The organism is Micrococcus sp. H39-S4 (assembly GCF_027158145.1).
Taxonomy (GTDB): domain Bacteria; phylum Actinomycetota; class Actinomycetes; order Actinomycetales; family Micrococcaceae; genus Micrococcus; species Micrococcus luteus.
On sequence record NZ_JAPVLT010000005.1, the window covers coordinates 195,371 to 221,937 of the forward strand.

A 26,567-nucleotide genomic window follows, 5' to 3' on the forward strand; every position below is an offset into this window, starting at 1 on the left:
TGGGACGCATGTCCGCCGCCCGCAGCCCCCGTTCCGGCCGAGCCGGCCGCACCGACCCGCTGGCCTGGCGGCGAGCCGAGCCCGCCCCGCTCATGCTCCTCAAGGGACCCGAGGACCATGCCGCCCGCTGGGTGACGGACCGCGTGACCCAGGCTCTGCGCGAGCGCCACGGCCAGCTGGAGATCCACCGGCTCCGCGCGGGGGAGTACCAGCCCGGCCAGCTGGCCACCGCGGCCAGCCCGTCCCTCTTCGCCGAGCCCACCCTCATCACGGTCGAGGGCCTCGAGGCCATGAACGACGCGTTCCTCGAGGACGCCCTGCGCCTCGTCCAGCAGGGCCCCGGCGCGGACGACGTCACGCTCGTGCTGCGCCACACCGGCGGCAACCGCGGCAAGAAGCTGCTGGACGCCGTCGCCCAGGCCGGCACGGTGGTCGAGTGCGTGCCGCTGAAGAAGGACGAGGAGCGGCTGGCCTTCGTGCAGGCCGAGTTCCGCGACCGGCGTCGGCGCATCGACGAGGAGGCGGCCCGCGCGCTCATCCGCGCCACCGGCGCCTCGCTCACGGAGCTCGCGGCCGCGTGCGCCCAGCTCGTCGACGACACCGAGGGCGTCGTCACCGTCGAGACCGTGGACACCTACTACAGCGGCCGCGTGGAGGCCACGAGCTTCGCGGTGGCCGATGCGGCGCTCGAGGGGCAGGCGGCGAGGGCCGTGTCCCTCGTGCGGCACGCGATGGCCACCGGCGTCCACCCGGTGATGATCACCGCGGCGCTCGCGCTCAAGGTGCGGCAGGTGGCGCGGATGATCGACGCCCGCCGGCCCGCCGCCGAGCTGCCGTCCCTGCTCGGGGTGGCCCCGTTCCAGGTGCGCTACATCCAGCAGGCGGCGCGGCACTGGACGGCGGCCGGCATCGCGCAGGCCGTGGAGTGGATCGCCCAGGCCGACGCCGAGGCCAAGGGCGCCTCCCGCAACCCGGAGTTCGCCGTCGAGCGCGCGGTCATCCGCGTGGCCACCGCCGTCAGCCGCTGACGGCGCCGCCGGACGGCACCCCACGGGGGCAGCCCGGACACGAAACGGCCCCCGCACCGATCGCTCGGGGCGGGGGCCGCGGTCACAGCCGGGGGCGTGGATTAGCCGAGGAGGGCCTTCACGCGGGCGGCGATGCCGGACTTGCGGTTCGCGGCCTGGTTCTTGTGGATGACGCCCTTCGAGGCGGCCTTGTCCAGCTTGCGGGAGGCGGTGCGCAGGGCGGCGGCGGCGGCCTCGGCCTCGCCGGCGGCGACGGCCTTGTCCACGGCGCGGATGGCGGTCTTCAGCTCGGACTTCACCGCGACGTTGCGCTGGCGCGCCTTCTCGTTGGTGAGGATGCGCTTCTTCTGGGACTTGATGTTAGCCAAATCGGGTCCTTCGTCGTCGGCGGCGCGGACGAGGGTCCGGGCGCCGCATGAACAGGGGGTCGTGGAGGGTGCCCGGATCCGTGGACTGAGCGGCGTGGGGAACACCGATGATGACCCGTTCCGGGGGTGCCCGTCGACCGGCGGACACAATGCGGACGATCCTACCACCCAGACCCCGCGATCCGCGCGGCCGACTCAGCGCACCCGCCTCCGGGCGCGGGCCAGCGCGGCCGTGACCCGGTCGAAGGCCGCCCGGTCCAGGACGCCGCCCTCCCGGCGCACCGCGGCCGGATCCACGCGGACCACCCGGTCCAGCTTCACCTCCGAGGCGCGGCCGGACCGGTCCCAGGCGCCTGCGCCCACGTCCACGTAGTCCTCGTCGCGGGTCAGCGCGTTGTTCCGGTCCCGGCTGGTCAGCATGAGCCCGAGCAGGAGCGCCCCGTCCCGGCCGATCAGGAGCACGGGGCGGTCCTTGCCCCGGCCGTCCATCTCCTCGTACGGCACCCAGGTCCACACGACCTCGCCCGGCCCGGCCGTCGGCCCGGGCGCGGGCGCGTATTCGACGCGGACGGTCCCGGTGAAGTCCGGCAGGGACACGTGGCGGTCGGTGTCCTGTCGCCGGGGCCGGCGCTCCTGCCCGGGCCCGGGCATCGGCCACGAGTCGGTGGGCTCCGTGGGGTCCCACGCGGGCCCGGGAGGCCCGGGCGGGCCCGGGAAGGGCGACGGGCCGCTCCGTTCGCCGGCCCGTCGACCGGCCTCAGAGGCGGCTCGACGCGGCCGGGCGTCGTCGCGGAGGGCGCCGATCAGGCGTGCCGTCCGGCGGCCGAGGGACAGGGCGCGATGCAGGTCGAAGGCCATGGGCGTGAATCTAGTGGACGCGCGGGCCCGGCGTCCGGGTCGGGTCGGCGGCGGATCATGAGAGACTAGGCGGTCAGAGTCCCGTCCCCGTCACCCGTAGAGGAAGTGCCCGTGTCGCCCCTGGCGTCGAACCCCCCGGTGCCCGCTGCCACCGACCCCTCGGTGATCCGCAACTTCTGCATCATCGCCCACATCGACCACGGCAAGTCCACGCTGGCGGACCGCATGCTGCAGGCCACCGGCGTCGTGCAGCCCCGCGACATGAAGGCCCAGTACCTGGACCGCATGGACATCGAGCGTGAGCGCGGCATCACCATCAAGTCCCAGGCCGTGCGCATGCCCTGGTCCGTGGACGGGGTGGACTACGCCCTGAACATGATCGACACCCCCGGGCACGTGGACTTCACCTATGAGGTCTCCCGCTCGCTGGCCGCGTGCGAGGGCGCGATCCTGCTGGTGGACGCCGCCCAGGGCATCGAGGCCCAGACCCTGGCGAACCTCTACCTCGCCATGGAGCACGAGCTGGAGATCATCCCCGTGCTCAACAAGATCGACCTGCCCGCCGCGGATCCGGACCGCTACGCGGCCGAGCTGGCCTCCCTGATCGGCTGCGAGCCCGAGGACGTGCTGCGCGTCTCCGGCAAGACGGGCGTCGGCGTCGAGGACCTGCTGGACCGCGTGGTCCGCGCCATCCCCGGCCCGGAGGGGGACGCGGACGCCCCGGCCCGCGCGATGATCTTCGACTCCGTGTACGACACCTACCGGGGCGTCGTCACGTACGTGCGCGTCGTGGACGGCCGGCTCTCCCCGCGGGAGAAGGTCCGCATGATGTCCACGGGCACCACCTACGAGCTCCTCGAGATCGGCGTCTCCTCCCCGGAGCCCGTGCCCACGAACGGTCTGGCCGCGGGCGAGGTGGGCTACCTCATCACCGGCGTGAAGGACGTGCGTCAGTCCAAGGTGGGCGACACGGTCACCAACCACGCCCACCCGGCGGAGCAGTCCCTGGGTGGCTACGAGGACCCCAAGCCCATGGTGTTCTCGGGCCTGTATCCCATCGACGGCTCGGACTATCCCGTGCTGCGTGACGCCCTGGACAAGCTCAAGCTCAACGACGCCGCGCTCGTCTACGAGCCGGAGACCTCGGTCGCGCTGGGCTTCGGCTTCCGCGTCGGCTTCCTCGGTCTGCTGCATCTGGAGATCGTGCGCGAGCGCCTCGAGCGCGAGTTCGACCTCGATCTCATCTCCACCGCGCCCAACGTGGTCTACGAGGTCACCCGGGAGGACCGTGAGGTCGTCACCGTGACCAACCCCTCCGAGTTCCCCGAGGGCAAGATCCTCGAGGTGCGCGAGCCCATGGCCTCGGCCACGATCATCGTGCCGGCGGAGTTCATCGGCGCCGTCATGGAGCTGTGCCAGGCCAAGCGCGGCAACCTCAAGGGCATGGACTACCTCTCCGAGGAACGCGTGGAGATCCGCTACTGGATCCCCCTGGCCGAGATCGTGTTCGACTTCTTCGACCAGCTCAAGTCCCGCACCAAGGGGTACGCCTCGCTGGACTGGAAGGCCGACGGCGACCAGGTCGCCGACCTCGTCAAGGTGGACATCCTGCTCCAGGGCGAACAGGTGGACGCGTTCTCCTCCATCACCCACAGGGACAACGCCTACGCGTACGGCGTGATGATGACGGGCAAGCTCAAGGAGCTGATCCCGCGCCAGCAGTACGAGGTGCCGATCCAGGCCGCCATCGGCTCGCGCATCATCGCCCGCGAGAACATCCGCGCGATCCGCAAGGACGTGCTCTCCAAGTGCTACGGCGGAGACATCTCCCGCAAGCGCAAGCTGCTCGAGAAGCAGAAGGAGGGCAAGAAGCGCATGAAGATGGTCGGCCGGGTCGAGGTCCCGCAGGAGGCCTTCATCGCCGCCCTATCCTCGGACGGCGCCGGCGCCGACCAGGCCGCGAAGAAGTAAGTGCCCGCCCTGCCCCTCGGCGAGCCCGTCCCCGACGACGGCCGGCTGCCGGCCGACGTCGGGCAGCGGGTGCGCGCGGCCGCCCGCGACGGCGCGGCGCGCACCTTCAGCCTGTACGTCCACGTGCCGTTCTGCACGGTGCGCTGCGGCTACTGCGACTTCAACACGTACACGGCCGTCGACTTTGGCCCCGGCGCGGGTCGCGGCGACTACTGGGAGTCGGCGGTCGCGGAGCTGGACTTCGCCGCGGACGTGCTCGCGTCCTCGGACGTGCCCGCCCGCCCGCTGCACACGGTGTTCTTCGGCGGCGGCACGCCCACGCTCCTGCCGGCCGCGGACCTCGTGCGCATCCTCCAGGCGGCGGTGGACCGGTTCGGGATCGCGCCCGGCGCGGAGGTGACCACCGAGGCCAACCCGGACACGATCACCCCGGAGTACGCCCGCCAGCTCGCGGCCGGCGGCTTCACCCGCCTCTCCCTGGGCATGCAGTCCGCGATGCCGCACGTGCTCGCCACGCTCGAGCGCACCCATCGGCCCGAGTCCGTCCCCGCCGCCGTCGCCGCGGCCCGCGAGGCCGGCCTGGAGGTGTCCCTGGACCTGATCTACGGGACCGCGGGGGAGTCCCTCGCCGACTGGCGGGCCACGCTCGAGGCCGCAGTCGTCCTGGCCCCGGACCACGTGAGCGCGTACTCGCTGATCGTGGAGGAGGGCACCAAGCTCGGGGCCCAGGTGGCCCGCGGCGAGGTGGCGGACGTGGACCCCGACGACCAGGCGGACAAGTACCTGCTCGCCGAGGAGCTGCTCAGCGCCGCCGGCTACCGCTGGTACGAGGTGTCCAACTGGGCGCGGGATCCGCGGGGGTCCGGGGTCCACCGCGCGCGGCACAACGTGGCGTACTGGGAGGACCAGGACTGGTGGGGGATCGGCCCGGGCGCGCACTCGCACCTCGCCGGCGTCCGGTTCTGGAACGCCAAGCACCCCGCCGCCTACGCGCAGCGGCTGGCCACGGGGGTCACCCCCGCCGTCGGCCGCGAGCGGCCCGACGCCGACGCGCGGCGCCTCGAGCGCATCATGCTCGCGGTGCGCACGGTGGGCGGGCTCCCGACCGCGGAGCTCGTCTCGGAGACGCCGGGGGAGGCCGCGCGGATCCGCGGGGCGATCGCCGAACTCATCGCCGCGGGCCTGCTGGACGGGCGCGCCGCCGTCGACGGGCGCATCATCCCGACGCTCGAGGGGCGGCTGCGCAACGACGCGATCGTCCGGGCGCTGGCCGGCTTCTGACCGGCCGACCCCGGGTCAGCGCAGGATGCGCAGGTTGAACGGGTACCGGAACGGACGGCCCTTGGACACGTGCGAGGCGCCCATCACGCCGTAGACCGCCATGGCGGCCCACGTGAGCGCGCCGAGGATCGCGAAGATCGGGCCGACCACCGGCAACAGGGACAGGAAGAAGAACAGGAGCGTGATGAGCGTGGGCGGCCCGGAGAAGTTCAGGGCCTCCCGCGACTCCTGCGAGGTGAACGGGCCGCGGTCGCGATAGAGCAGCCACACGACCAGCGGGCCGAGCACGCCGAACGCCAGACTGAGATGGGCCAGCGCCGCGCGGTCACGGTCCTGCTTCGCCGTGAGCGGGGCGCCGCGGCCGCCGGCCGAGACGAGCCAGGCGGGCGGGCCGTGGCCGGTGCGGCCGGCGTCGGGCTGCGCGCGGGTGTTCACGAGGGGCTCCTCCTGGATCGCGGGACCCGCGCGCCGGGGACCGGGCGCAGGGCATGGGCCAGCATAGCGCGGGCGGGCGGGGGCCGCGCCGAGATCAGTGCTCGGGTGCGGCGGTGAGGAAGTCGATGAGCTCCTCCACGCGGCCCAGCAGGGACGGCTCGAGGTCCGCGTACGTGGTGACGTGGGAGAGCAGCCGCTTCCACCCCAGCCCCGTGGCCTCCTTGCTCCCGTGCGGCCAGCCCAGTCCCCGCAGGATCCCCGTCTTCCAGTCCTGCCCCTTCGGCACGACGGGCCACGCGGGGATGCCGAAGACGGAGGGCTTGATGACCTGCCAGACGTCCACGTAGGGGTGACCGAGGATGAGCACGTTGCCCGCGGCCCCCGGCACGCGCATGGCCTCGGCCGCGAGGCGCTCCTCCTTGGACCCGGTGACGAGATGGTCCACGAGGATCCCGAGCCGGCGCCGCGGACCGGGGGCGAACGCACGGATCGCCCCGGCGAGGTCGTCCACGCCGTGCAGGGGCTCCACGACGATGCCCTCGAGGCGCAGGTCCTCGCCCCACACCTTCTCCACCAGCTCGGCGTCGTGCACGCCCTCCACCCAGATGCGAGAGGCGCGGGCAGTGCGGGCCCGCGCCCCCTCGACCCGTCGCGAGCCGGAGGCGGTGCGGGCCGGCGCCGCCGGGGCCGCGGCGGTCGGGGGGACCAGGGTCACGGGCTCGCCGTCGATCCAGAAGCCGCCGCCGAGGGGGAAGCCGCGGCGCACGCCGCGGCGGTCCTCCAGGACCACCACGTGCACGCCGCCGGAGCGCTCGATGCCGCTCACGGCCCCGGTGAACCCGGAGGCCACGTCCTCGACCACCGTGCCGGGGGTGGCGGGCACATCGGGGACGGTCCGGGCGGGGCGGCGCGTCAGGTCGTCGTGGCCCGCGGGGCCCCAGCTGCTCCAGTCCATGGGAGAGCACGGTAGCAACGGGGGCGGGCGATCACCGTGAGCGAAGCCGTGCGGGCCGGTCGGGTCGTCCCCCGGGTCGGACGGTAGCATTGGCACTTGACCCGCCGGAGTGCCAGCCAGGGGCACCTCCGGGGTCGCCCCGGATCCCGACGGACCAGAGGAGGACCGAGATGTCGGAGCAGCCCCGCCGCCTGCAGGTGCTCCAGGCGATCGTGGAGGACTACGTGGCGCTGCGCGAGCCCGTGGGCTCCAAGGCGCTCGTGGAACGGCACGCCCTGGGCGTGTCCTCCGCGACCGTGCGCAACGACATGGCTGCGCTCGAGGAGGAGGGCCTCATCGTGGCCCCGCACACCTCCGCCGGGCGCGTCCCCACGGACAAGGGCTACCGCGTGTTCGTCGACCGCCTCTCCGAGGTGAAGCCGCTGTCCCCCGCCGAGCGCCGGGCCGTGCGGACCCTGCTGGACCCGGAGACGGACACCGAGCACATGATGGAGTCCACGGTGCGCCTCCTGGCCCAGCTGACCCAGCAGGTCGCCGTCGCGCAGTTCCCCCACGAGGACGGCTCCACGATCCGCCACCTCGAACTGGTCTCCCTCACACCCACGCGCGTGCTCGTGGTCCTCATCCTGTCCACGGGACGGGTGGACCAGCGGCACGCCGTGCTGGACCGTCCGGTCGAGGAGGCGGAGCTGTCCGTGCTCCGCGGCCTCCTGCTGGACGCCCTGCTGGGGCTCGGTCCGGTGCAGGCGGCCACCGTGGTGGACGACGTCGTCACCCGGGTCCGCCCGGAGCACCAGCAGTCCGCCGCCCTCGTGGCCGCGGCCGTCCACGACCTGCTCGAGGCCGGTCGGCAGGACCGCATCGTCCTGGCCGGCACCGCCAACCTGGCCCGCTCCCCGGGGGACTTCGGCGCGTCCATCGGGCCGATCCTGGAGGCGCTCGAGGAGCAGGTGGTGCTGCTGCGCCTGCTCACGGAGATGGAGCAGGACGCCCACGGGGTGTCCGTGCGGATCGGGTCCGAGAACGTCGGATCGCTCGCGGACACCTCGGTGGTCGCAGCCGCCTACGGCCCCGGCGCCGTGGCGAAGGTCGGTGTCATCGGTCCGACCCGGATGGACTATCCGGGCACCATGGCCGCCGTCCGGGCGATCGCCCGCTATCTCTCCCGCATCCTGACCACCTGACGCGCCTCCGCGCGTCCTGGCGGGCCCCGTCCCGCATCGCCCCACGTCCCGCTCTCCCCGAGAGGAATCCCCACCGTGACCGACCACTACGAGACGCTCGGCGTCAGCCGTGACGCCAGCACCGAGGAGATCCGCCGCGCCTACCGCAAGCTCGCGCGCACCCATCACCCGGACGTCAACCCCGACCCGGAGGCGGCCGAGCAGTTCAAGCGCATCTCCCACGCCTACGAGGTGCTCTCGGACGAGGGCCGGCGCCGGGCCTACGACACGACGGGCAATGAGAACGGCCAGGCCGGCTTCCCGGGCGGCTTCGGCGGGGCGGGCGGCTTCGGGGGCTTCGCCGACATCTTCGAGACCTTCATGAACGCCGCCGGCCAGGGCGGCCGCGGCGGCCCCGCCAGCCGCGCCCGCCGCGGCCAGGACGCCCTCGTGACCGCGCGGATCGACCTGCGCGACGCCGTCTTCGGCGGCGAGCAGACGATCGAGTTGGACACGGCCGTGCGCTGCGATCGGTGTGAGGGCTCGTGCTGCGAGCCCGGCACCCAGCCGGAGACCTGCCAGACCTGCCACGGCCACGGCATGATCCAGCGCCCCGTGCGGTCGCTGCTGGGCACCGTCATGGCCACCGAGGCCTGCCCCGCCTGCCAGGGGTTCGGCACCGTCATCCCGACGCCCTGCCACGAGTGCGACGGGCAGGGCCGCGTCCGCACCCGGACGCCGCTGACCCTGCGCATCCCCGCGGGCGTGGACGACGGCACCCGCATCCACCTCGCCGGCCGCGGCGAGGCCGGCCCGGGCGGCGGCCCGAACGGCGACCTCTACGTGGAGATCGCGGTCCGCCCGGACGAGACCTTCCGCCGCGAGGGCGACCACCTGGCCACCACCGTGACCGTCCCCATGGCCGCCGCGGCCCTGGGCACCACCGTCACGCTGGACACCCTGGACGGCAAGCAGTCCCTCAGCCTGGACCCGGGCGTGCAGTCCGGCCACGTCGAGGTCCTCCACGGCCTGGGCGTCGGTCGCCTGCGCGGGCAGGGCCGTGGCGACCTCAAGGTGGACGTGGTGGTCACCACGCCCACCGACCTGGACGACGAGCAGCGCCAGCTCCTGGAGCGCCTGGCCGAGGTGCGCGGCGAGGAGGTCGTGCACGGCGCACCCCAGGCCAAGGGCATGTTCGCCCGGCTGCGGGAGAACCTGAGGAACCTGTGACCGCCCCCCTGTTCCACCTCGAGCCGGGCGCCCTGGCCGGCGCGAGCGCGGGCGCGGAGGTCGTCTTCGACGGCGCCGAGGCCCGGCACGCCGCCGCGGCCATGCGCCTGGCCCCCGGGGAGGCCGTGCTCCTGGCCGACGGGTCGGGCACGCTCGGCCACGGCACCGTGCTCGCGGCCGCCCCGGACGCGGTGTCCGTGCGGCTGGACGCGGTGGCGGAGGAGCCGGCGCCCACCCCGGCGCTCGTGCTCGTCCAGGCCCTCGCCAAGGGCGACCGGGACCTCATGGCGGTCCAGGCCGCCGTCGAGCTCGGCGTGGACGCCGTGGTGCCCTGGGAGGCGGAGCGCTCGATCGTCCGCTGGAAGGGCCCCAAGGCCGCCAAGGCCCGCCAGAAGTGGGCGGACACGGCCCGCGCGGCCGCCAAGCAGGCGCGTCGCGCCCGGGTGCCCGCGGTCCGGGACCACGTCTCCGGGACGGCGGTCGCCGGGCTGGCCTGGGACGACGACGGCGGCCGGCTCGTCCTCGTGCTGCACGAGGACGCGGAGCACGGGGTGTCCGCGGTGCCGGCGGAGCGACTCTCCGCGGCCGTCGAGATCGCCGTCGTCGTGGGCCCCGAGGGCGGGATCGGCCCGGCCGAGCTCGAGGCCTGCGTGGCCGCGGGGGCCGTGCCGGTGCGGCTCGGCCCGCACGTGCTGCGCGCCTCCACGGCCGGCCCCGCCGCCCTCGCCGTGCTCCAGCACCGGCTCGGCCGCTGGTGAGCCCCGGCAGGACGGCGCGCCGACGCCTAGACTGGTCGGGATGTCCCGCCCCCGCGACCCCGAGGTGATCCGCCCCATCGTGACCGTGCCCCCCACGACCCCGACCCCGCCCGCCACCGCGCACGAGGGGGTGGCGTTCGAGTCCGCCGACCTCATGGTCCGCACGCTCGGACCGCAGGACGCCCTGCTGCGGATCCTCGGCGGCGTGTTCCCCACCGTGGACGTCACGGTCCGCGACCAGCGGCTGGACCTGGCCGGGCCGGTGGCCGAGGTGGCCACGGTGCGGCGCGTCGTCGAGGACCTGCGCTCGATCGCCCGCCGCGACCAGGCCGTCACCCCCGAGGTGATGGGCCAGGTGGTCCACCACGTCCGCGACGCCGCCACCGGGCGCGGCGCGGGTCAGCTGCACCTGGACTCGATCCTCTCGGGCCGGGGCCGCCGCATCCGCGCGAAGACCCTGCACCAGCAGGACTACGTGGAGGCGATCGACCGCTCCACCGTCGTCTTCGGCATCGGCCCGGCCGGCACCGGCAAGACCTACCTGGCGATGGCCAAGGCGGTGCAGGCGCTGCAGGCCAAGGAGGTCAACCGGATCATCCTCACCCGCCCGGCCGTCGAGGCCGGCGAACGGCTCGGCTTCCTGCCCGGCGGGCTCTCCGAGAAGATCGACCCGTACCTGCGCCCCCTGTACGACGCGCTGCACGACATGATCGAGCCCGAGTCGATCCCGCGGCTGATGGAGGCCGGGACCATCGAGGTCGCCCCGCTGGCGTACATGCGCGGCCGCACCCTGAACGACGCGTTCGTGATCCTCGACGAGGCCCAGAACACCACCGGCGAGCAGATGAAGATGTTCCTGACCCGCCTCGGCTTCGGTGCGCGCATGGTCGTCACGGGCGACACCTCGCAGGTGGACCTGCCGCGCGGCACCCAGTCCGGCCTGGCCCAAGCCGTCGAGGTGCTCGAGGGGATCGAGGGACTGGAGATGGTCCGCTTCGACTCCTCGGACGTGGTCCGGCACTCGCTGGTGAGCGCCATCGTGGACGCCTACGACGCCGCCCGCGGCCCCGCGGAGCGGTCCCAGAAGCGAGGAGGGGCCCGCCGTGGCCGTTGAGATCCTGAACGAGTCGGGGATCGAGGTCCCCGAGGACGCGCTGCTGCGCATGGCCCGGCACGTGTACGCGCGCCTGCACGTCCACGAGCGCGCCGAGACGGCCGTGACCGTCGTGGACGCCGCACGCATGGCCGAGCTGCACGAGGAGTGGATGGACCTGCCCGGGCCCACCGACGTGATGAGCCTGCCCATGGACGAGCTGACCCCCGGCTCGCCCGAGGCGCCGGCCGAGGGCGTGCTGGGCGACGTCGTGCTCTGCCCCGAGGTCGCCGCCGAGCAGGCGGCGCGCGGCGGGCACTCCCGTGACGATGAGCTGCTCCTGCTGCTCACCCACGGCATGCTCCACCTGCTCGGGTACGACCACGTCGAGGACGCCGAGCGCGAGGAGATGTTCACGCTCCAGGATCGGCTCGTCTCCGAGGTCCTCGGCCGGCCCGCCCCGGCCCCCACCGTCGAGGATTGACGGCACCGCCCATGCTGACACCCGCCGTCCTCTTCGCCCTCTTCCTGGTCTTCCTCGGCCTGACCTGGACGCTGTCCCTGGCCGAGTCCGCGTTCTCCTACCTCTCCCGGCGGGACGCGGAGGACATCGTCCGCGAGCGGCCCGGCTCCAAGGTCCTGGAGATCGCCCGCGAGCGGGAGAGCCACCTCGGCGCCCTGCGGGTCTGGCGCTTCGTGGCCGAGGCCCTGTCGGCCGTCTGCCTGACCGCGGCCGCCGACGCGGTGGTGGACGACACGTGGCTCGCCGTGGCGATCGCCGCGGTCGTGCTCGTGGGCGTGGCCGCCCTGCTGGGCGTCTGGAGCCCGCGGCCGATCGGCTCCCGCAACGAGGCCGCCGTCGCCCGCCGCCTGGGCGGCCTCGTGTGGGTGCTCCGCCGGGCCCTGGGCCCGCTCGCCGCCCGCCTGGACCGGGACCGGCGCCGTCGCGAGGTCGAGCCGGAGGACGAGGACGACTTCCAGGAGCGCCACCTGCGCGAGTTCGTCGCCCGCGCCCACGACGCGGACGTGCTCGCCGACTCCGAGGCGGAGCTGATCCAGTCGGTGTTCTCCATGAACGACACCATCGTCCGCTCCGTCATGGTGCCGCGCACCGACGTCGTCACGATCGACGCCGACCACACGCTCGGGCAGGCCATGGCCCTGTTCCTGCGCTCCGGCAACTCCCGCATCCCGGTGATCGGCGAGGACGCCGACGACATCCGGGGCATGCTGCACCTCAAGGACGTCACCCGCGCCCTGCACCACGACGGCGCTGCGACCGACACCCCCGTCACCGAGGTCATGCGCGACGTCCGCTTCGTCCCCGAGTCGAAGTCCGTGGCCACCCTCCTGCAGGAGCTGCAGCGCGAGTCCACCCACGTGGCCGTGGTGGTGGACGAGTACGGCGGCACTGCGGGGCTCGTGACCCTCGAGGACCTCATCGAGGAGATCGTCGGGGAGATCTACGACGAGGACGACCAGCCGGACCGCCCCGAGGTGGAGTTCGTCGCGCCCGGCGTCTACTCCGTCGACGCGCGCATGGGCATCCACGACTTCCGGGAGGAGTTCGAGCTGCCGGAGGAGGACGAGGACGACGACGTCGACACGGTCGGCGGCCTCCTCGCCAAGGAGCTCGGCCGCGTCCCGATCCAGGGCTCGCGCGTCGTGGTCCAGGGGATCGAGCTCGTCGCGGACACCCTCGAGCCCCGCCGCAACCGGGTCGCGCGCCTGCGCGTCTCCGAGACCCCCGACCGCCCGGTGCGGCTGCGCCGGCGCGAGGAGCAGGCCCACGGCGCCGCACCCGCCGACCCCGTGGCCTGAGCCGGCCGCCCCACCCCACGCCCCGCCTGACAAGGATGACCCCATGACCGATCTCGTCGATCCGGCCCGCGCCGCGGACGGCTTCCGTTCCGGCTTCGTCTCGCTCGTGGGCCGGCCGAACGCCGGCAAGTCCACGCTCACCAACGCGCTGGTGGGGGAGAAGGTGGCGATCACCTCCTCCAAGCCGCAGACCACGCGCCACACCATCCGCGGGATCGTCCACCGCGAGGACTTCCAGCTCGTGCTCGTGGACACCCCGGGCCTGCACCGGCCCCGCACCCTGCTCGGCGAGCGCCTCAACGACCTCGTGGCGGAGACGCTCAACGAGGTCGACGCCGTGGGCATGTGCCTGCCGGCCGACGAGGCGATCGGTCCCGGCGACCGGTTCATCGCCCAGCAGCTCTCGTACCTGCACCGCACCCCGGTGGTCGCCGTGGTGACGAAGACGGACAAGGTGGGCCCGGAGCAGCTCATGGCGCAGCTCGTGGCCGTGACCGCGCTGGGCGACGAGGTCCTCGGGCCGGAGAACGGCGGGGAGGGCTTCGCGGCCGTCGTGCCGGTCTCGGCGGTGGCCGGCCGCCAGGTCGACGACGTCCTGGGCGTCTTCGCGGGCCTGCTGCCGGCCGGGCCGTCCCTGTACCTCGACGGCGAGCTCACGGACGAGCCGGAGGCGGTCATGGTCGCCGAGCTCATCCGGGAGGCGGCCCTGGAGGGAGTGCGCGACGAGCTGCCGCACTCGGTGGCCGTGGTGGTCGAGGAGATGTCCCTGCGCGAGGACCGCCCCGCGGATCGGCCCCTCATGGACGTGTGGGCGAACGTCTTCGTCGAGCGGGACAGCCAGAAGGGCATCATCATCGGCAAGGGCGGCTCCCGGCTGCGTGAGATCGGCGCGCAGGCGCGGGCGGGCATCGAGCGCATGCTCGGCACCAAGGTGCACCTGGACCTGCGGGTCAAGGTCGCCAAGGAGTGGCAGCGCGACCCCAAACAGCTCGGCCGACTCGGCTTCTGAGCCGGAGGCCCGACCCGGGCGCGCACGCGCCGGAGCGGGCCGCCGTCGTCGTGCGTCACACGGGGACGGCCTCCTGTGGCCCGGCCCACCTCGGTGCTAGGGTCGGGGCATGTCCCTCCGCCTCGCGACGACAGCGCCGGCCACGGCCCGCCTGCTACTTCCCGGCCGCACGGGGTCCCCGTGCCAGGCCGTGATCCACGCCGCCTGAGCGCATGCGGAGGCAGGACGCCTCCCACCGGACCGGACACCCCGTGCGGAGCCCCTGACCTCCCGGTCCGGCCACCGACCACCCACCTTTCGCGCGCCCGCCGCGCGCACGTCGAGGGAGAACACGCATGAGCGCTCACCTGCAGAAGTCGTCGGGGATGAAGTTCCACAAGTACGTCCCGTTCCAGGACCAGATCGAGGTCGCCCTGCCGGACCGCACCTGGCCGGACAAGGTCATCGAGAAGGCGCCGCTGTGGTGCGCCGTGGACCTGCGCGACGGCAACCAGGCCCTGATCGACCCCATGGGCCCCGAGCGCAAGCTGCGCATGTTCCAGCTGCTCGTCGGCATGGGCTTCAAGGAGATCGAGGTCGGCTTCCCGTCCGCCTCGCAGACCGACTACGACTTCGTCCGTCAGCTCATCGAGGGCGACCACATCCCGGACGACGTCACCATCCAGGTCCTCACCCAGTCCCGTGAGCACCTGATCGAGCGCACCTTCGAGGCGCTCGAGGGCGCCGACCGGGCCATCGTGCACCTGTACAATTCGACGTCGGTGCTGCAGCGCCGCGTGGTGTTCCGGCAGGACGAGGACGGGATCGTGGACATCGCGACCTCCGGCGCGCGCCTGGTGAAGAAGTTCGAGGAGCAGCTGAGGGGCACGCAGATCACCTACGAGTACTCGCCCGAGTCCTACACGGGCACCGAGCTCGAGTTCGCCCGGCGCATCTCGGACGAGGTGGCCACGGTCCTGGAGGCCTCCACCGACCGCAAGATGATCCTGAACCTGCCGGCGACGGTGGAGATGTCCACCCCGAACGTGTACGCCGACTCGATCGAGTGGATGCACCGCAACCTGGAGCACCGCGACTCGCTCATCCTCTCCCTGCACCCGCACAACGACCGCGGCACGGGCGTGGCCGCCGCCGAGCTGGGCTACCTGGCCGGGGCGGACCGCATCGAGGGGTGCCTGTTCGGCAACGGCGAGCGCACCGGCAACGTCGACCTGGTGACGCTGGGCATGAACCTGTACTCGCAGGGCATCGACCCCATGATCGACTTCTCCGACATGGACCACATCAAGCGCACGGTCGAGTACTGCAACCAGCTGGCCGTGCCCGAGCGCTCGCCCTGGGGCGGCGACCTCGTCTTCACGGCCTTCTCCGGCTCACACCAGGACGCCATCAAGAAGGGCTTCGAGGCGATGGAGGTCGACGCGAAGGCGGCCGGCACGGACGTGGACGGCATCCCGTGGGCCGTGCCGTACCTGCCCATCGACCCGAAGGACATCGGCCGCTCCTATGAGGCCGTCATCCGGGTGAACTCGCAGTCCGGCAAGGGCGGCGTCGCCTACCTGCTCAAGTCCGAGCACAATCTGGACCTGCCGCGCCGCGCGCAGATCGAGTTCTCCCACGTCATCCAGGATCTGGCCGACTCCCAGGGCGGCGAGGTCTCCGGCGCCGACCTGTGGCGCGTGTTCCAGGACGAGTACCTGCCCGCCGACGCGGCGGAGGCGCAGTGGGGCCGCTACCGGCTCCGCTCGGTCTCCTCGGCCTCCGGTGAGGACGGCGCGTTCCGGATGGAGGCCGAGCTCGAGGTCGACGGCGTCACGCAGACCCGCACGGCGCAGGGCAACGGCCCGATCGACGCGTTCCTGCGCATCCTCGGCGAGGAGGGCGTGGACGTCCGCGTGCTCGACTACTCCGAGCACGCACTGTCCGAGGGCGGCGCGGCCATGGCCGCCGCCTACGTGGAGGCGGCCGTGGGCGACCGTGTCCTCTGGGGCGTCGGCCTGGACCACAACACCACCACCGCCTCGCTGAAGGCCGTGGTGTCCGCGGTGAACCGCGCCCTGCGCGCGTGAGCGGCTCCGGCTCCTCCCGGCGGGGTGCGCGGCACGGCGGCTACGCGGCGAACTCGTTCCGCACCGAGGCCATCGTGCTGCGCACCCACCGTCTGGGGGAGGCCGATCGCATCATCGAGGCGCTCACCCCCGAGCACGGCCTGGTCCGGGCCGTGGCCAAGGGGGTGCGCAAGACCTCCTCCCGGCTGGGCTCGGTGGTGGAGCCGTTCATGCACTCCACGCTCCAGCTCGCACGCGGCCGGGGGGAGCTGCACACCGTGAGCCAGGCGCAGCTGCTGCACCCGTACGCAACGATGCTGGCCGCTGACTACGACGCCTACACCGTCGCCGGCGCCCTCGCCGAGGCCGTCGAGCGGGTCCCCGCGGTCGACGACGACGGCCGGCGCGCCCAGTACCGCCTGTTCCACGGCGCGCTGGCCGCGCTGGCCCGCGGCGCGCACGACCCGCGCCTGATCCTGCACTCGTTCCTGCTGCGCGCGCTCGCCCAGGCCGGCTGGGCCCCGACCTTCGACCGGTGCGCCCGCTGCGGCGCCCCCGGCCCGCACACGGCACTGCACGTGGGCCTCGGCGGGGCCGTCTGCCCCGAGTGCAGGCCGCCCGGTGCCGCTCACCCGGCCCCGGAGACCCTCGACCTGCTCTCGGCCCTCGCGGCGGGGGACTGGGCCACCGCGGACGCCTCCGGGGCCCCCGCCCGCCGCGAGGCGGCCGGTATCGTGGCGGCGTACCTGCAGTTCCACGCCGAGCGGCGCCTGGTGTCCCTGTCCGTCCTGGACCAGGACCTCGGCCTCCCCGCCCCGCGCGTCGAGAGGAGACCATGAGCGCCGACCGAGCCCCGCAGCCCCCACCGCCGCACCCCTCGGGTGCGGTCGCCCCGCGGATCGACCCGCGTTTCGTGCCCCGGCACGTGGCGATCGTGATGGACGGCAACGGACGGTGGGCCAACCAGCGCGGCCTGCCCCGCACCGAGGGCCATCGGGCCGGCGAGGCGGCGCTGCTGGACGTCGTCGCCGGGGCGGTGGAGCTGGGGATCGGCCACGTGTCCGCGTATGCGTTCTCCACGGAGAACTGGCGGCGCTCGGCGGAGGAGGTCCGCTTCCTCATGGGCTTCTCCCGGGACGTGCTGCGCCGGCAGCGGGACACCCTGCACTCGTGGAACGTGCGGATCCGGTGGAACGGGCGGGCCCCGCGCCTCTGGACCCCCGTGATCCGGGAGCTGCAGGAGGCCGAGGAGCTCACGCGCCACAACACCGGCACCACCCTGCACATGTGCGTGAACTACGGCAGCCGCGCCGAGATCCTGGACGGCGTCCAGGCCATCGCCGAGGAGGTCCGGGCCGGCCGGATGCGGCCGGGGGAGATCAGCGAGGACGTCATCACCCGCTACCTCGACCGCGGCTTCCGCACGGGTCAGGACGTCGACGTCGTCCCGGACGTGGACCTGTTCCTGCGGACCTCGGGGGAGCAGCGCCTGTCCAACTACCTGCTGTGGCAGTCCGCCTACGCGGAGCTGCTGTTCCTGGACGTGCTGTGGCCGGACGTCGACCGGCGGACCCTGTGGGCCGCCGTCGAGACCTACGCCCGACGGGACCGCCGCTACGGCGGCGCCGTGGACACCCCTCAGCCGGCGCCGTCGTCCGGCGCGCCGGACTCGGCCTCGGACGCCGACGGCGGCGCGTAGGCCCCCAGCCACGTGAGCGTCGCGGCACCGGCCGCCTCGCGCACCGACGCGGGGGAGGCGAACACGTCGTGCAGCGCGTCGGGGAGCCGGTGGACGGTCACCCGGTCGCCGAGCCGCAGGGAGCGGCGGGCCATGGCGTCGGGGTCCAGGACGATGTCCGAGGTCAGCATCGCCTCGGCGTAGGACGTGCCCCGATGCCCGCGCGCGGAGACGAGCACGAGGATCGGCACGGTGACGTCGAGCCGCCCGGCCACGGCCCGGTGCCCCGAGAGGACCGCGCTCAGCCAGGCGGCCGGCACCTCGAACGCGTGCGGGGGACGCCAGAGCGGGTGCAGGTCCCATTCGCCCTCGGCCTGGTCCGAGAGGGTGCGCCAGTAGTGGTCGATGCGCGGCAGCGTGAGCATGGCGTAGGGCTTCATGGCGGAGACGGGCCCCACGATGGACTTCGCCAGCAGGCGCACCCCCGCGCTGCCCTGCATCTCCAGCCACGGGCTGTTGAGCACGAGCGCGGCGAGGCGGCCGGGATTCCGGTCCGCCCACAGCGCGGCGATCAGCCCGCCGGTGGAGTGTCCCATGAGGATGGGCGGCAGCGGGTGGTCCTGGGCGATGGTCTCGAACGCGGCCTCGAGGTCCGCGTCGTAGCGGGCCAGGTCGTCCGTCCAGCCGGGCGTCTGTCCCGTGCGCAGCGAGCGGCCGTAGTGGCGGAGGTCGACGGCGTGGAAGGCGTAGCCGGCGGCCTCGAACGCGCGGGCGAGCGGGGCGTTGTAGAAGTAGTCACTCCAGCCGTGCACCGAGAGGATGGGTCGCCGGGCCGGGTCACGGGCGGCGTCGGTGCGCGGACGCACCACTGTGACAAGGTTCTGTCCTTGTTCATCGGTGTCGAGGCCGAGCGTGCATCGTTCGAAGCCCGGCAGCCCGTCCGGGACCCAGCCCAGGCCCGGCGGATCGTCGAGGAACGGGCGGGTGTCCTCCTCCGTCGGTCCGCCGGCGGGTGCGCCGTGCGGGGCGGAGGGGTCCGGGGGCGGCGGCTGGAGCGGGTCACGGGCCATCCGACCACTCTAGGAGGACCCCGGGCGGGCGGGAGGCCCGTGCGAGGATGGGGGCATGCAGCTGCCTGATCCCAAGTCCGCCGTCGACGGCCTCCTGACCTCCCGCGCGCCTCGCCTGTACCCGCCCTTCTTCCGTGCCGTGTTCGGCGGCATGGACGCGGAGCGGGCGCATCATCGGGGCTTCGACGCGATCCGGCTGGCCGAGCGCACCGGGGCGTCCGCCGCCCTGCGCGCCGCCTTCCGCCCGGACCCGATGCTCGCGCGCACGGTCATGGGCCTGCGGTTCCCAACGCCCTTCGGCCTGGCCGCAGGGTTCGACAAGGACGGCCGGGGGACCGCCGCCGTGGCCGACCTCGGGTTCGGCCACATCGAGGTCGGCACGATCACGGCGCAGCCGCAGCCCGGCAACCCGCAGCCCCGACTGTTCCGTCTCGTGGACGACCGGGCGCTGGTCAACCGCATGGGCTTCAACAACGACGGCGCGGCGGCCGTCGCCCCCCGCCTGGCGCGGACCCGGCAGACGCTGGAGCGCCGCTTCGGCCCGGCCCGGCCGGTCCTGGGCGTGAACATCGGCAAGACCAAGGTGGTCCCGCTCGAGGACGCGGCGGACGACTACCGGGCCTCGACCCGCCTGCTCGCGCCCCACGCCGACTACCTGACGGTCAACGTGTCCTCCCCGAACACGCCGGGGCTGCGCCAGCTGCAGGAGATCGACGCGCTGGAGCCGATCCTCACGGCGGTGCGCGAGGAGGCCGACCGTGCGGTCCCGGGCCGTCGCGTGCCGCTGACCGTGAAGATCGCCCCGGACCTGGCGGACGACGACGTGCGCGCCGTCGGGGCGCTCGCCGAGCGCCTCGGGCTGGACGGCGTCATCGCGACCAACACGACCGTCTCCCGGGAGGGTCTGCGCACCCCGCGTGCCGACGTGGACGCCCTGGGCGCGGGCGGCCTGTCCGGCGCCCCGCTGCAGGAGCGGTCGATGCGGGTGCTGGAGGTCCTGCGGGCGGCGCTGCCGACGGGCACCGCCGTCGTCAGCGTGGGCGGGGTGACGGACGCCGACGACGTCCAGGCCCGGCTCGACGCGGGCGCGGACCTCGTCCAGGGATACACGGCGTTCCTGTACGAGGGCCCGTTCTGGTCCGGCCGGATCACCGCCGGGCTGGCCCGGTCCCTGCGGGGCTGACGGTCTGCTCGCCGGGGACGCGACGGCCCGGACCCACCGGGGTCCGGGCCGTGGCGCGGTGTCGTCTCAGGCGGGGTACTCGCCCCGCTTGACCTGGGGCTTGGGCAGACGCAGGCGGCGGAACTGCAGGGCCCGCATGATGCCGTAGAAGCCGGTCCCGGACTCCGGCGTGCCGAAGCGCTCCGTGAGGCCCTTCTTGATGTGCCGGCTGACCAGGAAGCTCTCGATGAGCACGAGGGCCACGAGGACGTACAGGCTGATCATCAGGATCAACTGCGCCTCGCGACCGGGGATGAACATGAGCAGGACGTAGGCGAAGACGACGGGCATGAGCCACTCGCCGATCCCGGTCCGCGCGTCCACGTAGTCACGGACCCAGCGCTTCTGCGGCCCCTTGTCGCGTGCCGGGAGACCGCGCTCGTCCCCGGTCTCCAGCGCGGCGCGCTGGCGCATCCGCTCCTGGGCCATCGCCTGACGCTCGGCCTTGCGAGCCGCCTTGCGATCTTCGGGGACCAGGGTGCGACGGCGCGCGGCCTCCTGGTCGCGGCGCCGCGGAGTCGGGCCCTTCTTGCCCTGCGAGCGGTCGCTCGGCGCGGCCCCGGACACGGCGCCCTCGGCGGGAGCAGCCGAGGAGCCGTGAGTCGAGGGGGCGGGCGCGGTCTCGGGGGTCTTGTCTCGCTTGAACACCCCTCCAGTCTAGTGGTGGGGCGCGTCCGGCCCGCCCGGAGGCGCGGCCCTCGGCTCGGCCGCCGTCTACGCTGGCCGTCATGACTGACATCACCTCCCGTGCGCCGCAGGACGCGGCCCTCGTCTCCGCCGTCCGTGAGGCCGTCGAGGCCCGTTTCCCGACGACCCTCCAGACCCTCACCGACCTCGTGGCGATCCCGGGCATCGCCTGGGACTCCGCGGACCGCACCCAGCTCGAGCGGTCCGCCGAGGCCGTCGCGGGCCTGCTGCGCGAGGCGGGCCTGCAGGAGGTGGAGATCGTGACCGAGACCCGCGACGACGACCGGCCCGGTGGGCCGGCGGTGATCGGCGAGAAGCCCGGCGCCTCTGACAAGCCCACCGTCTTGTTGTATGCCCATCACGACGTGCAGCCGATCGGGGACGAGGACCTCTGGGACACCCCGCCGCTCGTGGCCACCGAGCGCGGCGGGCGGCTGTACGGCCGCGGCGCCGCCGACGACAAGGCCGGCATCATGGTCCACCTCGCCGCTTTCGCCGCCCTGCGGGACGTCCTGCCCGACGCCGGCGTCGGCGTCCGCGTCTTCATCGAGGGCGAGGAGGAGGCCGGCTCGCCCACCTTCCGCACCTTCCTGGAGAAGCACCGGGCGCGCCTCGACGCCGACGCGATCGTGGTCGCGGACTCGTCCAACTGGGCCGTGGGGGAGCCCGCGCTGACCACCTCCCTGCGTGGGCTGGTGGACGGCACGGTGACCGTCCGGGTGCTCGACCACGCCGTGCACTCCGGCATGTTCGGCGGGCCGGTCCTGGACGCCGTCGTCCTGCTCTCGCGGCTGATCGCCACGCTCCACGACGCGGACGGCGCGGTCGCCGTGCCCGGCCTCGAGCCGCGGCAGACCGCGGGCCTGGACTACCCCGAGGACGTCTTCCGTGCGGACGCGGGCGTGCTGGACGGGGTGACCCTGGCCGGCCGCGGCCCGGTCGCGGACCGGCTGTGGAACGCTCCCGCGCTGAGCATCATCGGGATCGACGCGCCCTCGGTCGCGGAGTCCTCGAACACGATCCAGCCCGCGGCGCGCGCGAAGTTCTCGCTGCGCCTGGGCCCCGGCATGGAGCCCGCGGAGGCCTTCGAGGCGCTGCGCACCCACCTGGAGGCGCAGTCCGCGGCGGTGCTCGGCGCGGAGATCACGGTCACCGCGGGGGAGTTCGGCCAACCGTTCACGACGGACACCTCGGCCCCCGCCGCGGCCGCGATGATGGCGGCCCTGGAGGACGCCTGGGGCGTCGAGCCCCGGGCGATCGGCATGGGCGGCTCCATCCCGTTCACCGCGGACCTCGCCGAGGTCTTCCCGGAGGCCACCCTCCTCATCACGGGCGTGGAGGACCCGGACACGCGGGCGCACTCGGCCAACGAGTCGCTGCACATCGACGACTTCAAGCGGGCCGTCGTGGCCGAGGCGCTCTGGCTCGCGCGGCTCTCCGCGTGAGCGCCGCCCGGCCCGTCGGTGCGGCGGGCCGGGAATGCTCCGTGGGCGGCTAGTGTTGCCCGGGAGACCACACGCGCGTGACGGCCCCGTCCGCGCCCCATGATCTGAGGAGGTCACGATGGCTCTGTCCGCAGAGGAGACCGGCGTCGAGATCGGCGCGACCCAGGACGCCGAGGCCCTGCCCCCGCACGAGGTCGAGCTGACCGACGTGGCGGCCGGCAAGGTGCGCTCGCTGCTCGAGCAGGAGGGCCGCACGGACCTGCGGCTGCGCGTCGCCGTGCAGCCGGGCGGCTGCTCGGGCCTGATCTACCAGCTCTACTTCGACGAGCGCGTCCTCGACGGCGACACCGTCCGTGACTACGACGGGGTCGAGGTGATCGTCGACAAGATGAGCGTGCCCTATCTCATGGGCGCGACCATCGACTTCGAGGACACCATCTCGAAGCAGGGCTTCACGATCGACAACCCCAACGCGGGCGGCTCGTGCGCCTGCGGCGACTCCTTCCACTGATCTGCGGGCGCCCGGAGCGCCTCGGACCGCGAACCGGCGGGTCGGCCTCGGCCGGCCCGCCGTCGTCGTGCCCGGGCACCGTGCCCAGGATGCTCGGACCCGACTCCCAGACACGAGGCGCCCGTGTCACGGTGCGGTGAATCCGCGTGTTTCGGCTTAGACTGGCTCTGAATCATCAGGGCATGCCCGTGCTCCCTGCGAGGACGCTGCGAGAAGTCGCCGAATCGTCGGGGGAGCGGGGACGCCCCTCGCACACGAGATGAAGAGGAAGGCCGTCTGTGAGAGCACAGAATGACGCCGGACGTCGGACTCGCCGCCGCTTGACCGCCGGTGCCGTGGGCACCACGGCGCTCCTGGTGCTGACCGGCTGTTCGGCAGAGGTCCAGCGCGGCTGGTACCCCGGCACCCGGGAGACCACCAACCACAACGCCCAGCTCACCGACCTGTGGGTGAACTCCTGGATCGCGGCCATGGCCGTCGGCCTGCTGGCCTGGGGCGCCATGATCTGGTGCATGGTGGCCTACCGCCGTCGCAAGAACGACCAGGGCTTCCCGAAGCAGACGGCCTACAACGTGCCGCTCGAGACCATGTTCACGGCCATCCCGATCCTGATGGTCTTCACGCTCTGGGGCTTCACCGACCGCGTCCAGACCGAGGTCGACCGCCCCGTGGACGACTCGCCGCTGACCGTCACCGTGTACGGCAAGCAGTGGTCCTGGGACTTCAACTACTCCTACGAGCAGGAGAACGGCGAGGTCATCGAGGCCCACTACTCCGGCATCCAGGCCCAGCTGGACGGCACCGAGGGCGTGCGTGACACCCTTCCGGTCCTGTACCTGCCGAACGACGTGCCGGTGCACTTCGAGCTGAAGTCCCGTGACGTGGCCCACTCCTTCTGGATCCCGCAGTTCCTCCAGAAGCGCGACATGGTGCCCGGCAAGACCAACCACCTGTACCTGACCCCCCAGGAGCTGGGCAGCTACGACGGCAAGTGCGCCGAGCTGTGCGGCGAGTCCCACTCCGAGATGCTCTTCAACGTGGAGGTCGTCGACGAGGCGGAGTTCGTCCAGCGCCTCGAGGAGATGGAGCCGGGTCAGGTGGGCGACGAGTACAGCCGCAATCCCAACAACAACCCTGACGGCGCCGGGACGATGGAGCGCGATCTCCAGACCCCCCGCGGTGGAGGTAGCCACTGATGACCACTTACGAGTACGCAACGGATGAGGTGCGCTCACAGGCGCAGCCTCGTGTGGTGCCCCGTTCGCTGGGCAAGATCGTCGTCAGCTGGCTGACGACGACCGACCACAAGGTGCTCGGGTACATGTACCTGATCACGTCCTTCATCTTCTTCTGCATCGGCGGCGTCATGGCCCTCATGATCCGCGCGGAGCTCTTCGAGCCCGGCATGCAGATCCTGCAGACGAAGGAGCAGTACAACCAGCTGTTCACCATGCACGGCACGCTCATGCTGCTCATGTTCGCGACCCCGCTCTTCGTGGGCTTCGCCAACGTGCTGGTGCCGCTGCAGATCGGCGCTCCGGACGTGTCCTTCCCGCGTCTGAACGCCCTGGCGTTCTGGTTCTTCCTGTTCGGCTCGCTCATCGCGACCGCGGGCTTCCTCACCCCGCAGGGTGCGGCCTCGTTCGGCTGGTTCGCCTACGCCCCGCTCTCCAACACCACGTACTCGCCGGGCGTCGGCGGTGACCTCTGGGTGTTCGGTCTGGTCCTCCAGGGCTTCGGCACGATCATGGGCGGCGTCAACTTCATCACCACGATCCTGACGATGCGTGCTCCTGGCATGACGATGTGGCGCATGCCGATCTTCACCTGGAACACGCTCATCACCGGCATCCTGATCATGATGGCGTTCCCGCCGCTGGCCTCCGCGCTCTTCGCGCTGGGCCTGGACCGTCGCTTCGGCGGCCACATCTTCAACCCGGAGAACGGCGGCGCCATCCTGTGGCAGCACCTCTTCTGGTTCTTCGGCCACCCCGAGGTGTACATCATCGCCCTGCCGTTCTTCGGCGTCGTGTCGGAGATCATCCCGGTGTTCTCCCGCAAGCCGATCTTCGGCTACAAGTCCATCGTGTTCGCGACGACGGCGATCGCCGCGCTCTCCGTGACGGTGTGGGCGCACCACATGTACGTGACCGGCGCCGTGCTCCTGCCGTTCTTCTCCGTGATGACCATGCTCATCGCGGTCCCGACCGGCGTGAAGTTCGTGAACTGGATCGGCACCATGTGGCGCGGTTCGATCACCTTCGAGACCCCGATGCTGTGGACGCTCGGCTTCATGGTCACCTTCCTCTTCGGTGGCCTCACCGGCATCATCCTGGCGTCGCCGCCGCTGGACTTCCAGGTCTCCGACACGTACTTCGTCGTGGCGCACTTCCACTACGTCGTCTTCGGCACCGTGGTGTTCGCGATGTTCGCCGGCTTCTTCTTCTGGTGGCCGAAGTTCACCGGCAAGATGCTGAACGAGCGTCTCGGCAAGATCCAGTTCTGGATGCTGTTCGTGGGCTTCCACGGCACGTTCCTGATCCAGCACTGGCTCGGCGTCATCGGCATGCCCCGTCGTTACGCGGACTACATGGTGGAGGACAGCTTCCACGCGATGAACGCGTTCTCCTCGGTCTTCTCCTTCGTCCTCGGCGCGTCGCTGATCCCGTTCTTCTGGAACGTGTACATCACCGCGCGCTACGGCAAGAAGGTCACCGTGGATGACCCGTGGGGCTTCGGCGGCTCGCTCGAGTGGGCCACCTCGTGCCCGCCCCCGCGGCACAACTTCCACTCGCTGCCGCGCATCCGCTCGGAGCGTCCGGCGCTGGACCTGCACCACCCGGAGCTCTACCCGCACTCGCCTCAGCACACCACTAAGGCCTTCGGAGAGAAGGTGGCCCGGTGAAGGTCGCAGCGAACATCTTCTGGGTGATCGGCCTCTTCTTCGTGGGCGCCGGAACCCTCTACGGCTTCTGGAACGAGTGGACTGAGTGGGCTGGCATCCCGGCCCTCTACGCCCTGGGCGCGATGTCCTGGATGATCGCCTGGTACCTGCGGGCCGCCGAGCACAAATACGGCGTCGGCCCTGCAGATGACGAGGACGGTCAGATCGTCGAGTACGCCGGCACCTACGGCACCTTCGCTCCCTGGAGCTGGTGGCCCCTGGGCCTCGGCCTGGGCTGCGCGATCATCGTGACCGGCCTGGCCGTCGGCTGGTGGGTCTTCATCATCGGCATCGTCGCCGCCGCCTACTTCACCTTCGGGTGGGTCTACGAGTTCTCTCGGGGCAAGTACGCCCACTGACCCGGCCGTCGTTCCCACGCCGCAGGCCGGATCCCCTTGGGGTCCGGCCTGCGGCGTTTTCATGTCGCGTGTGTTGCGGAGCGACACGGCGCCGTCGCGGGCAGCCAGCTCCTGCGCCGCGGGGCCGGTCACGGCGACCGGCCTACTCGCCGCTCGGGGGCCAGGCGTGGTGCCCGGGTGAAGGGTTCGCCTGGTGGCCCGTCCCGCTGTCTCGTGGTCTGCGTAGGCCCGGGCATCGACCGCCGCGCAGAGTCAGCGGCGCGCCAGGAGCGCCTCACCGCGCTGCCCATGACGACGTCTGCGTGCCGCGGCGGCACTTGAATGGGCCGTCCCGTCGCGCGTCCCGTTGATGCCCGTGCCCGCGACTCCTACGCCGCTCTCAGCGGCCGGAACGAGCCTCGTCACGTAGAGACCGGGCAGGGGAGTCGCACGGGGTGCAGGCCAGCAGGGCCGTCGCTTGTGACGGTCCACGTGGCGAGGTGAGGGTGACACTTTCGGTGGGCGCCTGTAAGCGGCCATGAAAAGCTGCCCATAGGTGGCCAGGGAATGACCCGCTGACGGCCATGAGGACTGCCCAGTGATGGCCACGGGAACTGCCCGGTGCTGGCCATCTGGTTTGCCCGCGTTGCTCGT

25 protein-coding genes are annotated in these 26,567 nt (G+C 72.6%); 19 read left to right on the forward strand and 6 right to left on the reverse strand.

Going from position 1 to position 26,567, the window contains the following annotated elements:
- Nucleotides 1-8: 8 nt before the first annotated feature.
- A complete protein-coding gene (gene holA / locus O3T09_RS07115) occupies nt 9-1,028 on the forward strand; it encodes a DNA polymerase III subunit delta (RefSeq protein ID WP_269295454.1) in 1,020 nt (339 codons plus the stop codon).
- 101 nt (nt 1,029-1,129) lie between these two features.
- Here the strand turns inward: holA and rpsT are convergent, their stop codons facing one another.
- Both rpsT and O3T09_RS07125 read right to left on the reverse strand, forming a co-directional pair.
- The gene (rpsT, locus tag O3T09_RS07120; RefSeq protein WP_002854699.1) at nt 1,130-1,396 is read right to left on the reverse strand and encodes a 30S ribosomal protein S20; all 267 of its coding nucleotides are present in this window, start codon (nt 1,394-1,396) and stop codon (nt 1,130-1,132) included.
- Nucleotides 1,397-1,591: 195 nt separating this feature from the next.
- Nucleotides 1,592-2,254 carry a type II toxin-antitoxin system PemK/MazF family toxin gene (locus O3T09_RS07125; protein WP_036317185.1) on the reverse strand — a complete coding sequence of 221 codons (663 nt, stop codon included), beginning with the start codon at nt 2,252-2,254 and terminating at the stop codon, nt 1,592-1,594.
- Between the two features lie 111 nt (nt 2,255-2,365).
- Here O3T09_RS07125 and lepA point away from each other — a divergent pair, with 111 nt between their 5' ends.
- Both lepA and hemW read left to right on the forward strand, forming a co-directional pair.
- On the forward strand, nt 2,366-4,225 hold the full coding sequence (lepA, locus tag O3T09_RS07130; protein ID WP_036317188.1) for a translation elongation factor 4: 1,860 nt from the start codon (nt 2,366-2,368) through the stop codon (nt 4,223-4,225).
- Nucleotides 4,226-5,506 (forward strand): radical SAM family heme chaperone HemW, encoded by a 1,281-nt coding sequence (hemW, locus tag O3T09_RS07135; protein ID WP_036317191.1) that lies wholly within the window; start codon nt 4,226-4,228, stop codon nt 5,504-5,506.
- Nucleotides 5,507-5,521: 15 nt separating this feature from the next.
- Here the strand turns inward: hemW and O3T09_RS07140 are convergent, their stop codons facing one another.
- Together O3T09_RS07140 and O3T09_RS07145 are read right to left on the reverse strand one after the other, a co-directional pair.
- Nucleotides 5,522-5,941: a DUF4870 domain-containing protein gene (locus O3T09_RS07140; protein WP_002854682.1), complete on the reverse strand. Its 420-nt coding sequence runs from the start codon at nt 5,939-5,941 to the stop codon at nt 5,522-5,524.
- Nucleotides 5,942-6,035: 94 nt separating this feature from the next.
- Nucleotides 6,036-6,896, reverse strand: a complete 861-nt coding sequence (locus O3T09_RS07145) for a DUF3097 family protein (protein ID WP_036317197.1) — start codon at nt 6,894-6,896, stop codon at nt 6,036-6,038.
- 170 nt (nt 6,897-7,066) lie between these two features.
- On the opposite strand from O3T09_RS07145, the gene hrcA reads away from it, so the two are divergent.
- From hrcA to O3T09_RS07195, 10 genes are all read left to right on the forward strand, one after another.
- A complete protein-coding gene (gene hrcA, locus O3T09_RS07150; RefSeq protein ID WP_119217268.1) occupies nt 7,067-8,080 on the forward strand; it encodes a heat-inducible transcriptional repressor HrcA in 1,014 nt (337 codons plus the stop codon).
- A gap of 75 nt (nt 8,081-8,155) precedes the next feature.
- Nucleotides 8,156-9,289: a molecular chaperone DnaJ gene (gene dnaJ, locus O3T09_RS07155; protein WP_036317203.1), complete on the forward strand. Its 1,134-nt coding sequence runs from the start codon at nt 8,156-8,158 to the stop codon at nt 9,287-9,289.
- Complete coding sequence (locus tag O3T09_RS07160) at nt 9,286-10,047, forward strand: 16S rRNA (uracil(1498)-N(3))-methyltransferase (protein WP_041103735.1); 762 nt, start codon at nt 9,286-9,288, stop codon at nt 10,045-10,047. The genes dnaJ and O3T09_RS07160 overlap by 4 nt, the downstream gene beginning before the upstream one ends.
- 40 nt (nt 10,048-10,087) lie before the next feature.
- Nucleotides 10,088-11,161, forward strand: a complete 1,074-nt coding sequence (locus O3T09_RS07165; protein WP_036336560.1) for a PhoH family protein — start codon at nt 10,088-10,090, stop codon at nt 11,159-11,161.
- Complete coding sequence (ybeY, locus tag O3T09_RS07170) at nt 11,151-11,624, forward strand: rRNA maturation RNase YbeY (RefSeq protein ID WP_010078622.1); 474 nt, start codon at nt 11,151-11,153, stop codon at nt 11,622-11,624. The genes O3T09_RS07165 and ybeY overlap by 11 nt, the downstream gene beginning before the upstream one ends.
- 11 nt (nt 11,625-11,635) lie before the next feature.
- Nucleotides 11,636-12,961: a hemolysin family protein gene (locus O3T09_RS07175; RefSeq protein WP_061867296.1), complete on the forward strand. Its 1,326-nt coding sequence runs from the start codon at nt 11,636-11,638 to the stop codon at nt 12,959-12,961.
- 43 nt (nt 12,962-13,004) lie between these two features.
- Nucleotides 13,005-13,970 (forward strand): GTPase Era, encoded by a 966-nt coding sequence (gene era, locus O3T09_RS07180; RefSeq protein WP_144919204.1) that lies wholly within the window; start codon nt 13,005-13,007, stop codon nt 13,968-13,970.
- Between the two features lie 335 nt (nt 13,971-14,305).
- On the forward strand, nt 14,306-16,039 hold the full coding sequence (leuA, locus tag O3T09_RS07185; protein ID WP_144919203.1) for a 2-isopropylmalate synthase: 1,734 nt from the start codon (nt 14,306-14,308) through the stop codon (nt 16,037-16,039).
- Entirely contained in the window at nt 16,036-16,857 is an 822-nt protein-coding gene (gene recO, locus O3T09_RS07190) for a DNA repair protein RecO (RefSeq protein WP_069941924.1), read from the forward strand. The genes leuA and recO overlap by 4 nt, the downstream gene beginning before the upstream one ends.
- Nucleotides 16,854-17,717, forward strand: a complete 864-nt coding sequence (locus tag O3T09_RS07195; protein ID WP_049161858.1) for an isoprenyl transferase — start codon at nt 16,854-16,856, stop codon at nt 17,715-17,717. Before recO ends, O3T09_RS07195 begins: the two co-directional genes overlap by 4 nt.
- On the opposite strand, the gene O3T09_RS07200 is transcribed toward O3T09_RS07195, so the two are convergent.
- On the reverse strand, nt 17,657-18,766 hold the full coding sequence (locus tag O3T09_RS07200; RefSeq protein WP_069941923.1) for an alpha/beta hydrolase: 1,110 nt from the start codon (nt 18,764-18,766) through the stop codon (nt 17,657-17,659). The genes O3T09_RS07195 and O3T09_RS07200 overlap by 61 nt on opposite strands.
- Nucleotides 18,767-18,821: 55 nt before the next feature.
- On the opposite strand from O3T09_RS07200, the gene O3T09_RS07205 reads away from it, so the two are divergent.
- Entirely contained in the window at nt 18,822-19,949 is a 1,128-nt protein-coding gene (locus O3T09_RS07205; RefSeq protein ID WP_069941922.1) for a quinone-dependent dihydroorotate dehydrogenase, read from the forward strand.
- 66 nt (nt 19,950-20,015) lie between these two features.
- On the opposite strand, the gene O3T09_RS07210 is transcribed toward O3T09_RS07205, so the two are convergent.
- Nucleotides 20,016-20,636 carry a DUF3043 domain-containing protein gene (locus O3T09_RS07210; protein WP_069941921.1) on the reverse strand — a complete coding sequence of 207 codons (621 nt, stop codon included), beginning with the start codon at nt 20,634-20,636 and terminating at the stop codon, nt 20,016-20,018.
- An 80-nt stretch (nt 20,637-20,716) separates the two neighbouring features.
- Here O3T09_RS07210 and O3T09_RS07215 point away from each other — a divergent pair, with 80 nt between their 5' ends.
- From O3T09_RS07215 to O3T09_RS07235, 5 genes are all read left to right on the forward strand, one after another.
- Entirely contained in the window at nt 20,717-22,120 is a 1,404-nt protein-coding gene (locus O3T09_RS07215; protein WP_060973664.1) for a dipeptidase, read from the forward strand.
- A 118-nt stretch (nt 22,121-22,238) separates the two neighbouring features.
- Nucleotides 22,239-22,631 (forward strand): iron-sulfur cluster insertion protein ErpA, encoded by a 393-nt coding sequence (erpA, locus tag O3T09_RS07220; protein ID WP_069941919.1) that lies wholly within the window; start codon nt 22,239-22,241, stop codon nt 22,629-22,631.
- Nucleotides 22,632-22,909: 278 nt separating this feature from the next.
- Nucleotides 22,910-23,827 carry an aa3-type cytochrome oxidase subunit II gene (gene ctaC, locus O3T09_RS07225; protein ID WP_430753608.1) on the forward strand — a complete coding sequence of 306 codons (918 nt, stop codon included), beginning with the start codon at nt 22,910-22,912 and terminating at the stop codon, nt 23,825-23,827.
- Nucleotides 23,827-25,536, forward strand: a complete 1,710-nt coding sequence (ctaD, locus tag O3T09_RS07230) for an aa3-type cytochrome oxidase subunit I (RefSeq protein ID WP_070708784.1) — start codon at nt 23,827-23,829, stop codon at nt 25,534-25,536. Before ctaC ends, ctaD begins: the two co-directional genes overlap by 1 nt.
- Nucleotides 25,533-25,934 (forward strand): cytochrome c oxidase subunit 4, encoded by a 402-nt coding sequence (locus O3T09_RS07235; protein WP_070708785.1) that lies wholly within the window; start codon nt 25,533-25,535, stop codon nt 25,932-25,934. Before ctaD ends, O3T09_RS07235 begins: the two co-directional genes overlap by 4 nt.
- The last annotated feature ends 633 nt before the right edge of the window (nt 25,935-26,567 follow it).